Origin of the sequence: Sandaracinus amylolyticus, assembly GCF_021631985.1 — a bacterium.
Taxonomy (GTDB): domain Bacteria; phylum Myxococcota_A; class Polyangia; order Polyangiales; family Sandaracinaceae; genus Sandaracinus; species Sandaracinus amylolyticus_A.
Genome location: NZ_CP070225.1, coordinates 2086191 through 2099494, shown reverse-complemented (window position 1 = coordinate 2099494; position 13304 = coordinate 2086191). Strand labels below are relative to the sequence as shown.

At 70.5% G+C, this 13304-nt stretch carries 15 protein-coding genes; 5 read left to right on the top strand and 10 right to left on the bottom strand.

Annotated elements, in window-relative coordinates; translation table 11 throughout:
- Window positions 1-120: 120 nt before the first annotated feature.
- Both I5071_RS08545 and I5071_RS08540 read right to left on the bottom strand, forming a co-directional pair.
- Complete coding sequence (locus tag I5071_RS08545) at window positions 121-528, bottom strand: hypothetical protein (RefSeq protein ID WP_236604917.1); 408 nt, start codon at window positions 526-528, stop codon at window positions 121-123.
- 117 nt (window positions 529-645) lie between these two features.
- Window positions 646-882 (bottom strand): hypothetical protein, encoded by a 237-nt coding sequence (locus tag I5071_RS08540; protein WP_236604916.1) that lies wholly within the window; start codon window positions 880-882, stop codon window positions 646-648.
- A gap of 134 nt (window positions 883-1016) precedes the next feature.
- Between I5071_RS08540 and I5071_RS08535 the strand changes: the two genes are divergently transcribed.
- From I5071_RS08535 to I5071_RS08520, 4 genes are all read left to right on the top strand, one after another.
- Window positions 1017-1691, top strand: coding sequence for a hypothetical protein (locus tag I5071_RS08535; RefSeq protein WP_236604915.1), 675 nt, complete (start codon window positions 1017-1019; stop codon window positions 1689-1691).
- Between the two features lie 319 nt (window positions 1692-2010).
- Window positions 2011-3594: a hypothetical protein gene (locus tag I5071_RS08530; protein ID WP_236604914.1), complete on the top strand. Its 1584-nt coding sequence runs from the start codon at window positions 2011-2013 to the stop codon at window positions 3592-3594.
- 94 nt (window positions 3595-3688) lie between these two features.
- A complete protein-coding gene (locus tag I5071_RS08525; RefSeq protein WP_157069310.1) occupies window positions 3689-3838 on the top strand; it encodes a hypothetical protein in 150 nt (49 codons plus the stop codon).
- A 132-nt stretch (window positions 3839-3970) separates the two neighbouring features.
- Entirely contained in the window at window positions 3971-4810 is an 840-nt protein-coding gene (locus I5071_RS08520; protein WP_053234801.1) for a pyruvate, water dikinase regulatory protein, read from the top strand.
- Between the two features lie 38 nt (window positions 4811-4848).
- On the opposite strand, the gene I5071_RS08515 is transcribed toward I5071_RS08520, so the two are convergent.
- Genes I5071_RS08515 through I5071_RS08485 form a run of 7 tightly spaced genes read right to left on the bottom strand, consistent with a single transcriptional unit; the run spans window position 4849 to window position 10287 of the window.
- A complete protein-coding gene (locus I5071_RS08515) occupies window positions 4849-5205 on the bottom strand; it encodes a 2Fe-2S iron-sulfur cluster-binding protein (RefSeq protein ID WP_236604913.1) in 357 nt (118 codons plus the stop codon).
- The gene (gene hscA / locus I5071_RS08510) at window positions 5205-7112 is read right to left on the bottom strand and encodes a Fe-S protein assembly chaperone HscA (RefSeq protein WP_236604912.1); all 1908 of its coding nucleotides are present in this window, start codon (window positions 7110-7112) and stop codon (window positions 5205-5207) included. The genes I5071_RS08515 and hscA overlap by 1 nt, the downstream gene beginning before the upstream one ends.
- On the bottom strand, window positions 7109-7624 hold the full coding sequence (gene hscB, locus I5071_RS08505; RefSeq protein ID WP_236604911.1) for a Fe-S protein assembly co-chaperone HscB: 516 nt from the start codon (window positions 7622-7624) through the stop codon (window positions 7109-7111). The genes hscA and hscB overlap by 4 nt, the downstream gene beginning before the upstream one ends.
- A 36-nt stretch (window positions 7625-7660) precedes the next feature.
- On the bottom strand, window positions 7661-8047 hold the full coding sequence (locus I5071_RS08500) for a HesB/IscA family protein (protein ID WP_236604910.1): 387 nt from the start codon (window positions 8045-8047) through the stop codon (window positions 7661-7663).
- A 6-nt stretch (window positions 8048-8053) separates the two neighbouring features.
- A complete protein-coding gene (iscU, locus tag I5071_RS08495) occupies window positions 8054-8458 on the bottom strand; it encodes a Fe-S cluster assembly scaffold IscU (RefSeq protein WP_053234805.1) in 405 nt (134 codons plus the stop codon).
- Window positions 8459-8468: 10 nt separating this feature from the next.
- Complete coding sequence (locus tag I5071_RS08490; RefSeq protein WP_236604909.1) at window positions 8469-9695, bottom strand: IscS subfamily cysteine desulfurase; 1227 nt, start codon at window positions 9693-9695, stop codon at window positions 8469-8471.
- Between the two features lie 7 nt (window positions 9696-9702).
- Window positions 9703-10287 carry a MerR family transcriptional regulator gene (locus tag I5071_RS08485; RefSeq protein ID WP_236604908.1) on the bottom strand — a complete coding sequence of 195 codons (585 nt, stop codon included), beginning with the start codon at window positions 10285-10287 and terminating at the stop codon, window positions 9703-9705.
- A gap of 199 nt (window positions 10288-10486) precedes the next feature.
- Here I5071_RS08485 and I5071_RS08480 point away from each other — a divergent pair, with 199 nt between their 5' ends.
- Entirely contained in the window at window positions 10487-12817 is a 2331-nt protein-coding gene (locus I5071_RS08480; RefSeq protein ID WP_236604907.1) for a DNA internalization-related competence protein ComEC/Rec2, read from the top strand.
- Here I5071_RS08480 and I5071_RS08475 read toward each other — a convergent pair whose 3' ends face one another.
- A complete protein-coding gene (locus I5071_RS08475) occupies window positions 12818-13303 on the bottom strand; it encodes a hypothetical protein (protein WP_236604906.1) in 486 nt (161 codons plus the stop codon).
- Window position 13304 lies beyond the last annotated feature (1 nt).

Here is a 13304-nt window from a genome sequence, read left to right as displayed (position 1 = left end):
GAAGGTCAGAGCCTCACTCATAACCGTTATAGGTGAGCCAGCCGTGTCGGATGGCGACGCGGTAGACGTCGGAGACGGCGGGGCCCATCTCCGCGCAGACCATCGCGGCGAGCTGCGCGATCATCGCGACACCTCGCGCTCGAGGGCGGCGAGGATCAGCGACACCGCCGTGTCGATCGCGTCCTCGGGGAGCGAGCGGCCGACGCGGCGCGCCTCGCGCATCACGAGGCCGGCGAGCACCTCGGCCTGCACCGCCTCGGTATCGGCACCGGGCGCGGCGTAGACGATGACCAGCTCAGTCGCGTCGGCGCAGCCGGTGAGCCTGCGGAAGCTCGGATGCGGGAGCTCGGAGAAGTAGCAGGCGTTCGGCGGGTCACAGTCGGGGAGGACGACCGCCGGCACGCCCATCGCCGAGGCGATGCGGAACGCGCAGCGGGTGTCCGGGGGCGCTGCGGCGGCGATGGTGGCGGCGATCTGCATGGCGAGCGCGACGTCGCTCGGCCGATCGGTGGTGGGCTCGTTACACATGGCACTACCTCCCGCGTGCGGGTTGGCGCTCGCACGACGTGATCCCGGCGTACCGGCCGGGGCGGTAGCGACGCCGACGAGTCCGCACCACGCGGGCCGTTGGGCGTCGCGAAGGGGCTAGGGCGGGGTCTCGCCGCGCGCGGCGGCGAGCGCAGGGGACGCCTCGGAGAGCACCAGCACGGCGAGCTCGATCGCCCGGCGCGCAGCGTGCGGTCCACCGGCTCGCACCTCGAGCGCGAGGCGGACATGCTCGGTGTCGAGCACCGCATCGGCGAGCGCTACCATTGCGTCCGGCGACGACGTCAGCAGCACCGCGCGCGCGAGCTCTTGACCCCGGTCCACGACCCGGTCCACGCTCCGCGCAACCGTCGGTGAGGGCTCCGAATCCACAGGGCCTCCGGAGCCGAAGGTCACAGGTTCGAATCCTGTAGAGCCCGCTTCGCTGGTGCTGCGACCAGCGAGACACGGACGGAGCGCAAGGGGGAGCGTTGGACGTCCTGGATCTCCTGGCGCGCGAGGGGCTGGTCGCGCCGAGCGACGTCGCGATGCTGCGGAAGCGCGGTGGCTCGGCCATCTCCGCGGTGATCGACGCGGGCCTGGCAGGCGACGACGTCGTCGCGGACGCGCTGGCGCGCGAGGCAGGAGCGGTCGTGATCGATCTCGATCGCGGCACGCTCGAGCACGAGGCCGTGCGGCTGGTGCCCGAGGAGATCGCGCGACGGCATCTCGCGATCGTCGTCGCGCTCGAGCCGAGCGGTCGGTCGGTGCGCGCCGCGTTCGCGAATCCGCTCGACGAGCGCGCGATCGCCGACATCGCCGCCGCGACCGGGCGTGGCGTGCGCGCGATGGTCGCGACCGTCTCGTCGATCCGACGCGCGATCGATCGCGAGTACGGCTCGGGCTCCACGCGCCTCATCGAGGCGCCCGCCGCGCGCCCCGAGGACGAGCTCGCGCCAGAGTCCACGCGCCGCGTCGCGACCGGTCGACGTCGCGCGACCGAGCCGCCCGAGGAGATCCCGCGCACGATGCCGGTGCATCGTCTCGAGCAGGAAGCGACCATCGAGCAGCGTCACGAAGCGCTGCTGCTCGCACTGATCGAGAAGGGCGTCCTCACGCGCGCCGAGTACGGCGACGCGCTGAAGCGGCTCCTCGGTCGCCGCTGACGATCGCCGTCAGCATCTTTACGCAACGACGCGAACGTCGCGTTCGCAAGCTGGCACTGCGCCGAAAACGCGGCTTTTCCGCGTGGCGTGTGTGCTGCATGCGTCCTGATCCGGCGAGTTCCGACCGGCCGGTGCGCTCGCAGCGGTTTGCTCACGACGAGGCGAAGCTCCGGTGCCGGTACCGGAGCAGAGTGGCTTGACTCTGCAGTACGCCCAGCGATATGCCGCGCGTTCTTCGACGAGAGGCGGGAGGGCCTCGTCGTCCAGATCCGCGGGTCGTAGCTCGGGCGCGGCCAGCGTCGATTCGGGAGGGTTCGTGATGAGGAGAAGTGCTTGGTTCGTGCTGCTCGGCGCAGTCGCCATCGCCGGATCAGTCGGCTGCGGTGGCGATGACGACGACATCGTGATCGATGCCGCCTTCGGCGACGGCGGCGTCGGAGACGGCAGCGTCGGCAGCGATTCCGGCTCCGACGGCGGAGCGCCCGCGTGCGGCACGACGGGCCGCGTCGGCGGCCTCTGCCGCGCCGGCGCGTGCATGGAAGGTCTCGACTGCGTGATGGAGTTCCGCGATCGCAGCGGCGCCCAGCTCTCGAGCGCGACGTTCTCCATCCCGCAGGCGGATCCCGAGGACGCGACGAACGAGACGTTCGCCGAGCGCGCGACCGCAGTCCCCGCGGACTACATCCCGCTCACCTTCGCAACCGGCTCGCTCTGCACCGAGCAGTGCGATCTCTCGGCTGCCACCGACTCGTGCGGCAGCTGCGCGCGCTGCAACGAGGGTATCGGCTACAACCCGCTCGCCGCGATCGGCGTGGGCCTCGGCAGCTTCTTCGAGACGCTGCAGTTCGGTGACGCGACGGGTCTGTGCCGCGGCACCTGCACCTTCGATCCCGAGACCAACGGCGGCTGCCCCGCCGGCTACACCTGCGACGCGTTCACGAACCTCTGCCTCGAGGCATGCCGCAACGACGCGCAGTGCAACGGCACGATCGTGATCGCGGAGTCGGGCAACATCGCGACGTGGATCGTTCCGGACGGCGGACAGACCTGCAACGCGACCACCGGCCGCTGCGAGTGGACGAACGCGGCGACGGAGACCGTCGGGACGACCTGCGACAGCACGTCGGACTGCACGGCGGACATCGGCGTGTGCCTCTCGGGTGGGACCTGCGCGGAGACGCAGTGCAACACGGAAGGCGCGGGTACGGATCCCGAGACGTTCGCCTGCGACAACGGTCGCGGCATCTGCATCGGGACGCCTGACAGCAACAACGGCGCGATCTGCATCCAGGGCTGCACCACCTCGGACCAGTGCAACCCCGGCAGCGCCTGCATTCCGCTCGGCGAGACCCGCGGCGACTTCTCGGGCTACTGCCTCGGAATCTGCGATCCGAACAGCACCGGCGCGTCCGATCCGGCGATCGTGTGCGGGAACGACGAGCAGTGCGATCTTCCGGCCGCGACCGCAGAAGAGCCCGATCCGACCGGCCGCTGCCGCGCGACCTGCGATCCCGCTGCTGCCGAGACCGGCTGCGAGGCGGGCGAGTTCTGTGAGGCGGTCGCGGGCACGACCCCGGCGTACGGCTTCTGCCGCGCGCTCGACTCGTTCTGCTTCGCGAACTCGCGCACCGGCGATACCGGCGCGGACCAGTGCTACGAGGGCCAGGTCTGCACCGGCTTGCTCGTCCAGACGGACGCGGGGCGCTGCATCGACGCGTGCACGACCGGCTCGTGCACCACGGCGGGCGAGGTCTGCGTCGAGGACGACACGAACCCGCTCGACGGTCTGTGCGCGGTCGCGTGCACGATGCTGAACCAGGCGACGACCTGCGGCGCGGATCGCGTGTGCCGCGTGGCCACCGGCGCGACGGACGGCTTCTGCGTCCGCCGTCCGCCCGCGTGATCGCCTTCGCGATGTGACCTGAGCGAGCCCGGCGCCTTGCGGCGTCGGGCTCTCTCGTCTAGACCTCCGGCCCCCACGTTTCGAGGAGCGAACGATGTTCCTGATGATCTCGCGGAAGCCCCGCAAGCGCGACCGCTCGCGGTCCAAGCGCGCGAAGTCGAAGCTCAAGGCCAAGAACCGCCGCCGTGTGAATCGCATGGCAGGGCGGCCGCTCGGCCGCGGCGGGCACCCCAGCAACAGCTGATCGCCCACCGCTCGATCCCGTGCGATGACGAGAGCCCGGCTGCTTCCTCTCACGAGGAGCCCGGGCTTCGTCGTTCCGTCACGCTGCAGCGAGTGTCGCGAATCGCGCGGTCGTGGTAGACAAAAGAGCACGATGGACGGCCACCAGATCTTCGTCGTCAGCGACTCCACCGGCGAGACCGCCGAGCGCGTGGTGCGCGCTGCGCTCCTGCAGTTCCCTCATCATCGCGTCCGCGTGCGCCTCTTCACGCGCGTGCGGGATCGCGACGCAGTCGCCGAGGTGCTGCGCAAGGCCGGCGAAGCCGGCGCGATGGTCGTGTTCACGCTCGTCTCGCCCGAGCTACGCGAGTCGTTCCACGAGATCGCGCAGCAGGAGAAGGTCGAGACCGTCGACGTCATCGGTCAGCTGATCCACAAGGTCGCGACCTACGTCGAGGCCTCGCCGCTGAACCAGCCGTCGGCGACGATGCCGCTCTCGGAGGAGTACTTCCGGCGCGTCGAGGCGATCGAGTTCGCCGTGAAGAGCGACGACGGCAAGGAGCCGCGCAACCTGCGCAAGGCCGACCTCGTGCTCGTCGGCGTGAGCCGCACCAGCAAGACGCCGCTCTCGACGTATCTCGCGGGGCGCGGCCTGCGCGTCGCGAACGTGCCGCTGGTGCTCGGCGTGTCGACGCCCGCGGAGCTCGAGGACATCCCGTCCGAGCGCGTCGTGGGGCTCACGATCGGCATCGATCAGCTCCTCGAGATCCGCAAGGCGCGCCTGGTCCAGCTCGGCATGCCCGCGGACACCGCGTACGGCCTGCGCGAGCACGTGCGCAGCGAGCTCGAGTACGCGGAGAGCATCTTCTCGCGCCATCCCGACTGGATGGTGATCGACGTCAGCGGTCGCGCGATCGAAGAGACCGCCACGATCATCCTCGAGTCGATCAAGGACCGCGAGGAGAAGCGGTTCCAGCAAGAGATGTCGCTCTGAGTCGCCGGGGAGGCTGCGCGCGCTGCGCGCCTCCCCTCTCAGCGCTCGCGGAGCTTCTTCGCGGCGGCCTTCTGATCGGGGTGCTCGTCGAGGAAGGCCTGGAAGCTCTCGTCGCTGATCTCGACCGCGACGTCGCCCTGGATCTTCGCCTGGCATCCCAGGCGCGACGTCGGCCGCACGTCGAAGGCCTTGTCGAGGATGTCGAACTCCTCGTCCTCCATCTCCGACGTCGCGTCGAAGCCCTTCACGACGTAGACGTGGCAGGTCGAGCACGCGCAGACGCCGCCGCAGCGATCGCCCTCGGGCGCGCCGATCTTCTTCGCCGCCTCGAGGATCGAGGTGCCCTCGGGGACTTCGACCTCGAGGTTCTCCTTCAGGAACCGGACCTTCGGCATCAGTCGTCTCTCGCTTCGGGAGGCATGTGCGCGTCGATGCCCTTGGCCGACGCAGTGTCCTTCTCGATCGTCTCGAGCTCGCGGCCCGCGAGCGCGTTCTTGATCGATCGATCCATGCGGCGACCCGCGAACGCGTGGGTCGCGTCGTCGAGCTCTTCGATGCGCGCCGCGATGATGCGGTGCTCGTCCTTCGCGGCCGCATCACGAAGACGCTGCATCGCGCGATCGATGACGGTGCGCTCGCTCGCTTCGAGCAGATCGCCGTCTTCGGCGAGCGCCTTCTCGGTCGCGTGCAGGACGCGCTCGGCCTCGACCTTCTGCTCGCGGAGCGTGCGCGCGGCGATGTCGTCCTCGCCGTGCTCGTACGCCTCCATGAGCATCTTCTCGATCGCGGCGTCGTCGAGGCCGTAGCTCGGCTTCACCTCGACGTCCTGCGTGAGCCCCGTGGTGCGCTCCTGCGCGCTCACGTGGAGGATGCCGTCCGCATCGACGCGGAAGCGCACCTCGAGGCGCGGCAGGCCCGCAGGCATCGGCGGGATGCCCTTCAGCGTGAAGCGCGCGAGCGAGCGACAGTCCTCGGCGAGCTCGCGCTCACCCTGCACCACGTGGATCTCGAAGCCGGTCTGGTTCTCGGCGTAGGTCGTGAAGACCTGTGCGGCCTCGCACGGGATCGCGGTGTTGCGCGGGAGGATGCGCTCGACGACCCCGCCCATCGCCTCGATGCCGAGCGAGAGCGGGAGCACGTCGAGCAGCAGCACGTCCTCGCGCGGGCCGCTGCCGCCGAGCATGTCGGCCTGCGCCGCCGCGCCCATCGCGACCACGAGATCGGGATCGATGTCGGCCAGCGGCTCCTTGCCGAACATCGACGCGACGTACGCGCGCACCGCGGGCACGCGCGTCGCGCCACCGACGAGGATCACGCCGTCGATCTGATCGGGCGCGGTCTGGGCATCGCGCAGCGCGCGACGGCACGCGACGCCGGTGCGCTCGAGCAGCGGCTTGACGAGCGCGTCGAATTCCGCGCGCGTGATGCGGAACGTCGTCTTCGCGCCGTCGTGCTCGAGCTCGGTCTCGACCGTCTCGTGATCGGTGAGCGCGTGTTTGATCGAGCGCGCGGCGTGCAGCGCGTAGCGGATCGCGTGGGGGCTCGTGTCGTCGCGCCCGAGGGCGGCGAGCACCTTCTCCGCGAGCGCGCGATCCATGTCGTCGCCGCCGAGCTGGCTGTCGCCGCCGGTCGAGCGCACCTGGAACACGCCGTCGTCGAGATCGAGGATCGTGACGTCGAACGTGCCGCCGCCGAGGTCGTAGACCGCGAAGCGCCCGTTCTGCTTCTTGTCGAGGCCGTACGCGAGCGCCGCCGCGGTGGGCTCGTTGAGGAGCCGCAGCACCTCGAGGCCCGCGAGCTTCGCCGCGTCCTTGGTCGCCTGGCGCTGCGCGTCGTCGAAGTACGCGGGCACCGTGATCACCGCGCCGCCAACGCTGCCGAGATCGTCCTCGGCGCGCTCCTTCAGCTCGCGCAGGATCTCCGCGCTCACCTCGATCGGCGTGACCACCCTGCCCTCGCCGACCTCGAAGCGCACCACCGGGCCGGTCTCGCTCGCGAAGCGATACGGGCCCATGCGCCGCGTCTCGGGATCGTCGGCGCCGCGCCCCATGAAGCGCTTCACGCTCACGATCGTGTCGCGCGGATGATCGAGCGCGAGCTCCTGCGCGCGATGACCGACGACCACCACGCGCTCGCCCGTGTAGTGCACGACGCTCGGTACCAGCGCGTGCCCGTCGCAGTCGCGGATCACGACCGGCGCGCCGGTCGGCGACACGTACGCGACGAGCGAGTTCGTCGTCCCGAGATCGATCCCGATCGCCGTGGGCTTCGCGGCCGGGTCGTGGATCTGCAGCAGGCTCACGAGAGCGCCTCTTCTTCGATGACCTCGACCTCGTCGAGGAAGCGGCGGTAGTAGCGCATCTTCGAGAGCACGTCGGCGATGCGCGCGGGCTCGGCCTCGCGCTCGAAGAGCGTGGTGATCTCCTGGCGCGCGCGATCGTTCTCGCGCCGCACCCTCTCCGCGAGCCCGCGGGCCTTCTCCACGTCGCGCGCGCTGCGCGCCTCGGAGAGCGCCTCGCGTCGCTCCATCACGTCCATCAGGAACTCGGGGTCCGCGGGCTGACCGTCCTTCACGTCGTGGCCACGCAGCGCGAGCAGCGCGCGCCCCCGCGCGAGGTCGTCACGCAGCGTGCGGTACGCCTCGTTCACCTCGACCGCCTTGCTCAGGCTGATGCGGCGCTCCTGGGCGCTCGCGCCCACGAAGCGATCGGGGTGCAGCGCCTTCTGGAGCTCGCGGTATCGACGCTCGATCTCCTGCGGGTCGAGATCGAAGCGCGCCGGAAGGCCCAGCGTGCGGAACGGGTCGGTGCTCATCGTTCGGCTCGGAGGCGCGACCCGTCGCGGCGCTTCTCAGATCGAGAAGCTCTCGCCGCAGCCGCAGCCCTTCTTCTCGTTCGGGTTCTGGAACTTGAAGCCGTGGCTCATCAGCTTCACCTCGTAGTCGAGCACCGAGCCGCGCAGGTACACGAGGCTCTTCGGGTCGACCACGACCTTCAGTCCGCCATCGAACTCGAAGACGCGATCACGATCGCGGATGCGATCCGCGAACTCGATCACGTAGCTCGCGCCGGAGCAGCCGCCGCCACGCACACCCAGGCGCAGCGCGGCCGTGGGCGTGCCGCGGCGCTCGATGGCCTTCTTCGCCATCTCGACCGCCTTCGGCGTGAGATCGATGTCCTTCGCCGGTGCGCTCACCGGCTCGGTCGTCTCGGGCGTGCTGCTCTCGTGCGCTTCCATGTTCGCTTACTTCTGCTCGGCCTTCTTCGCGGCCTGCTTGCGACGGTAGTCCTCGATCGCGCTCTTGATCGCGTCCTCGGCGAGCACCGAGCAGTGGATCTTCACCGGCGGAAGGTTGAGCTCCTTCACGATCTCGGTGTTCTTGAGCGACATCGCCTCGTCGACGGTCTTGCCCTTCACCCACTCGGTCGCGAGCGAGCTCGACGCGATCGCGCTGCCGCAGCCGAACGTCTTGAACTTCGCGTCCTCGATGACGTTCGTCTCGGGGTTCACCTTGAGCTGCAGGCGCATCACGTCACCGCACGCCGGCGCGCCGACGAGGCCGGTGCCGACCGTGTCGTCTTCCTTGTCGAGCGTCCCGACGTTCCGCGGGTTCTCGTAGTGATCGATGACCTTGTTCGAATACGCCATGTCGAGCTCCTCAGTGGGCGGCCCACTGGATCGTCTTGAGGTCGACGCCGTCCTTCCACATCTCGTAGAGCGGCGACATCTCGCGCAGGCGCTTCACCTGGCGAATCACGAGGTCGGCGACGTAGTCGACTTCCTCTTCGGTGTTGAAGCGGCCGAGGCCGAAGCGGATCGACGAGTGCGCGAGCTCTTCGTCGACGCCCAGCGCGCGCAGCACGTAGCTCGGCTCGAGGCTCGCGCTCGTGCACGCACTGCCCGAGCTCACGGCGACGTCCTTGATCGCCATCAGCATCGCCTCGCCCTCGACGAACGAGAACGAGACGTTGAGGTTGCCCGGGTGGCGCCACGGATCGTCGGCGCCGTTCAGGTGGATCTGCTCGATGTTGTCGAAGAGCTTCTTGCGCAGGCGCTCGCGCAGACCGAACGAGTGCGCGCGGTCCTTCTCGTACTCCTTCACGAGGATCTCGGAGGCCTTGCCCATGCCGACGATCCCCGGGACGTTGAGCGTGCCCGAGCGCATGCCGCGCTCGTGACCGCCGCCGTCCATCTCCGCGACGATGCGCACGCGCGGCTTGCTGCGGCGAACGTAGAGCGCGCCCACGCCCTTCGGGCCGTACATCTTGTGCGCCGAGAGGCTCGCGAGATCGACGTTCATCTTGTCGACGTCGAAGTCCATGCGACCCGCGCCCTGCACCGCGTCGGTGTGGAGCAGGATGCCGCGCTCGCGCGTGAGCTTGCCGATCTCGGCGATCGGCTGGACCGTCCCGATCTCGTTGTTGCAGAGCATGATCGAGACGAGGATCGTCTTGTCGGTCAGCGCCTTCTTCACGTCGTCGGGCGAGACCTGGCCCTTCTGATCGACGTCGAGGTACGTGACGCGGAAGCCCTCGCGCTCGAGGCGCTTGCACGTGTCGAGCACCGCTTTGTGCTCGGTGCGCGACGTGATGATGTGATCGCCCTTCTCCTTGTAGAAGTGGGCGACGCCCTTGATCGCGAGGTTGTCGCTCTCGGTGGCGCCCGAGGTGAAGACGATCTCCTTCGAGCTGCCCGCGCCGATCAGCTTCGCGACCTGATCGCGGGCGTACTCGACGGCCTCCTCGGCGGCCCAGCCGAACGCGTGGTTGCGCGAGGCGGCGTTGCCGAAGTGCGTCGTGAAGAACGGCATCATCGCCTCGAGCACCCGCGGATCGACGGGCGTCGTGGCGTGGTTGTCCATGTAGATCGGGAGCTTGAGCGTCATGTCGAAGTCACTCCGCGCCGTCGGAGGCGGTCGGATGGAAGCCGGCGACCAGCACCGGCGGGTGCGTGTCGCAGTCGTGGCGATCGCAGCTCGGACACTCGTGCACGACGCGCTGCGGCTCGCACGAGTCGCACGTCGCGAGGTAGTCGAGGCTGCGCACGAGCTCGCGCTCGAGCTCGCGCAGGCGCGCGATCTGCGCGCGGGTCTCGTCGAGCTTCTGCTCGAAGACCTCGGTGACCTTCTTCATCGCGCCGGGCGCGGAGCCGCTCGAGCCCCAGCTCGCGAGGAGATCGCGGATCTCGGGGAGCGAGAGACCGGCGTCCTGGAGGCGCGTGATCCATTCGACGCGCGTGACCGAGTCCGACGAGTAGAGGCGATAACCGGCGTCGGTGCGGCGCGCGGGCTCGAGCAGGCCGATCTCTTCGTAGAGGTGCAGCGCGCGCACGGTCTTGCCGGTGCGCTTCGCGAGCTCGCCGACACGGAGCGGCTCGACGTCCGTGCACACGCTCGAGCCGGGCGACGACGGGCCGTCCGCCGCGATGGGCAGGCGGCGCACGTTCTTGCCGGGCGGTAGCTCGAATCGGGTGGTCACGGTTCGGGAGGGGTTCGAGTCGAACCCTCACGTACGGGTGAGGGTTGAGCCGAGCTGAGGCATAGGGGGCGGCGGAATAAGTGTCAAGGCGCGCGCCGGGACGGCGGACGTGACGGCGGATGGCGGGCGGACCGTCAGGGTCTCATGTTGGAATCATTGATGAATTCGTCCGGCACGCGGTGTGACGTGGGCGGCGCGCATGGGTGCGCTCGGGTGGACCGCAGGAGGGCTGGTGCTCGGGGTGGTGCTGAGCGCCGCGACAGGTGGGCTGGACGCGGGCTGGGTCGGGCCGGTGGTGGCCCTGGCGGCGGGGACTGGATTGGCGCTCCTGGCGCGGCGCTCGGACGCGCGACCGCGTGCGTGGGTGGGCGTGGGGCTCGGGGCGCTGGCGTGTGCGGCGGGCGCGGGCGTGTCGACCGGGGCGGGCGAGGACGTGGTGATGGTCGGCACCGCAGAGGTGCGCGGCGTGGTCGAGGAGCTGCGCGCGCGCGGGGATCGTGCCGACGCGATCGTGCGCATCGACGACGCGCAGGGCGACGTCGCGCTGCGACGTGGCGATCGCATCCGGGTGCGCGGACGCGCGTGGACCGAAGGGACGCGTGTCGAGGGCACGTTCGCGCTCGCGGCGACGCCGGGCTTCCGCAATCCGAGCCCGCATCCACGATGGCCGACGGTCGATCCGGTGCGCGCCGATGCGCGGGCGATCACCGCGAGCACGTCGCGCGAGATCGGCCTGCGCGCATGGATCGGCGCGGCGCGCGCGCACGTGAGGAGCGCGCTGGCGCGCACGCTCGACGAGCCCGCGTGTGGGGTCGCGCGCGCGCTGATCCTCGGCGATCTCGCGCTCGGAGAGGACGACGAGGCGGCGGTACGCGGCGCGGGGCTCGCGCACGTGCTCGCGGTGTCGGGCATGCACGTGACGCTCTTGATCGGCGCGCTCGTGTGGCTGATCGCGCGTGCCCTGTCGTGGGTCCCGGCGATCGCGATGCGCGCGGAGGTCGCGCGGATCGCGGCCGGGATCGGCGTGCCGCTCGCGCTGATCTACGCGCCGCTCGCGGGGGGCGCGCCGAGCGCGTGGCGAGCCGCGATCACCGGCGCGATCGCGTATGCGCTGCGAGCATCGGGGCGTCGCAGCGATGCGGTCGCGGTCACGGCCGCCGCGGTGTTGGTGTTCGGCGTCGTCGATCCCGCGACGCTCGCACGGCCGGGCTTCCTCCTCTCGATCGCGGCGACCGCCGCGATCCTCGCGCCGATCGCCGATGCCGAGGAGCGACCGCTGCGCGCGCTGGTGATCGCGAGCGTGCGCGCGAGCCTCGCGACCGCGCCCCTCGTGATCTGGTGCTTCGAGGGGCTGCCGCTCACCGGTGTGATCGCGAACGTGATCGTGGTGCCGATCGCGAGCGCGGTGCTCCTGCCGATCGCGGCGGTGCACGCGGTGATCGCGTCGAGCGCGCCCGCGCTCGCGACGCCGAGCGCGGCGGCGATGGACCTCGTCGCGCGTGGGTTCCTCGCGTCGTGCGAGGCGTTCGCGGCGTTCCCGCTGGGGCGCGCGCTGCCGCCGCTCGACGTCGCACAGGGGGTCGCGCTGACCATCGCGTGTGGTGCGTTGCTGATGGCGCGCAGCATGCGGGCGCGCGTGATCGTGGTCGCGCTCGGGCTCCTCGTGATGGCGGGCGCGGAGGCGCGGCTGCGCGCGATCGAGCGGCCACGCGGCGTGCTGCGCGCGACGTTCCTCGACGTCGGTCAGGGAGACGGTGCGCTGATCGACATGCCGGATGGCTCGCTGATGCTGGTCGACGCGGGAGGCGTGGTCGGGCCGGGAATCGATCCGGGGGAGGCCGCGATCGCGCCGCTGCTGCGGGCGCGTCGTCGCGCTCGGATCGACGTCGCGGTGATCACGCATCCGCATCCGGATCACTACGGCGGGCTCGCCGCGTTGATGGCGCGCGTGGAGCTCGGCGAGCTCTGGGACACCGGGCAGAGCGAGGACGAGGTGCCCGACGGCGAGCTCTCGACGATGCTCGCGACGGCGCGCACGAGAGGGATCCCGGTGCGCAGGCCGGACGTGCTGTGCGCGCGGCCTCGCGCGTTCGGTGCGGCGCGCGTGCGCGTGATCTGGCCCTGCCCTTCGTTCGACCCGGGATGGGATGCGAACGAGAACTCGTTCGTCATCGAGATCGCGATCGGCGCGCGACGGCTCCTGCTCGCGGGCGACGCGGAGCAGCACAGCGAGGGCGCGCTCGCGCGCAGCGGGCTCCTCTCGCGCGTCGACGTGCTCAAGGTCGCGCACCACGGCTCCCGCACGTCGAGCACCGCGCCCTTCCTCGACGTGCTGCGGCCCCGCGTCGCCGTCGTGAGCGCGGGGCGCGGCAACACGTTCGGGCATCCTCACGCCGACGTGGTCGAGCGGCTCGAGGCGAGCGCGGAGCACGTGGTCCGCACCGATCGCGACGGCGGCGTCATCGTGACGACCGATGGGGGCGCGATCGAGGTGCGGACGTGGTCGGGGAGAACGATCAGGCTCGAGTGATCACTGCACGACGGCACAGCCGTCGAGCTCGAGGTGCGCGTCGAGCGTCGCGGTGCTCGTGCCCGAGGTGAGCGTGCACGCCTCGACGTCGACGATCACGTCGTCGCCATCGACGTCGGTCAGCTCGACCACGCACGACGCGTCGCCGGTGTAGGTGCCCGACGCGACGCGAGCCTCGACGCTGCTGCTCGCTCCATCGCTCTGCGCGCGCAGCGTGAGCGAGCGGAGGCCCTCGTCACCGCCCCCGCCGAAGAGGTCGATGATCACCGCGTACTCCTCGTCACCGACCGGCTCGATCTCGCACGAGCCCGTGACGCCACCCGCAGCGCCGTCCCCGTCGATCCGGACGTTCATCGGGAGCTCGAAGCCCGTCCGCAGATCGTCGCTCTCGAAGCGCGCGAAGCCGCTCGCGGTCAGTCGGTGGTCACCGCAGCCCGTGGCGAAGCTCGCGCAGACGAGGGCGATGAGGAGGACGCGTCGCATCATG

What these genes read in the sequence shown, in the direction of transcription:
- I5071_RS08545 (WP_236604917.1), bottom strand. Translation starts at nt 528, where the DNA reads ATGTGTAACGAGCCCACCACCGATCGGCCGAGCGACGTCGCGCTCGCC.
- I5071_RS08530 (WP_236604914.1), top strand. Translation starts at nt 2,011, where the DNA reads ATGAGGAGAAGTGCTTGGTTCGTGCTGCTCGGCGCAGTCGCCATCGCC.
- I5071_RS08525 (WP_157069310.1), top strand. Translation starts at nt 3,689, where the DNA reads ATGTTCCTGATGATCTCGCGGAAGCCCCGCAAGCGCGACCGCTCGCGG.
- I5071_RS08520 (WP_053234801.1), top strand. Translation starts at nt 3,971, where the DNA reads ATGGACGGCCACCAGATCTTCGTCGTCAGCGACTCCACCGGCGAGACC.
- I5071_RS08515 (WP_236604913.1), bottom strand. Translation starts at nt 5,205, where the DNA reads ATGCCGAAGGTCCGGTTCCTGAAGGAGAACCTCGAGGTCGAAGTCCCC.
- hscB (WP_236604911.1), bottom strand. Translation starts at nt 7,624, where the DNA reads ATGAGCACCGACCCGTTCCGCACGCTGGGCCTTCCGGCGCGCTTCGAT.
- I5071_RS08500 (WP_236604910.1), bottom strand. Translation starts at nt 8,047, where the DNA reads ATGGAAGCGCACGAGAGCAGCACGCCCGAGACGACCGAGCCGGTGAGC.
- iscU (WP_053234805.1), bottom strand. Translation starts at nt 8,458, where the DNA reads ATGGCGTATTCGAACAAGGTCATCGATCACTACGAGAACCCGCGGAAC.
- I5071_RS08490 (WP_236604909.1), bottom strand. Translation starts at nt 9,695, where the DNA reads ATGACGCTCAAGCTCCCGATCTACATGGACAACCACGCCACGACGCCC.
- I5071_RS08480 (WP_236604907.1), top strand. Translation starts at nt 10,487, where the DNA reads ATGGGTGCGCTCGGGTGGACCGCAGGAGGGCTGGTGCTCGGGGTGGTG.
- I5071_RS08475 (WP_236604906.1), bottom strand. Translation starts at nt 13,303, where the DNA reads ATGATGCGACGCGTCCTCCTCATCGCCCTCGTCTGCGCGAGCTTCGCC.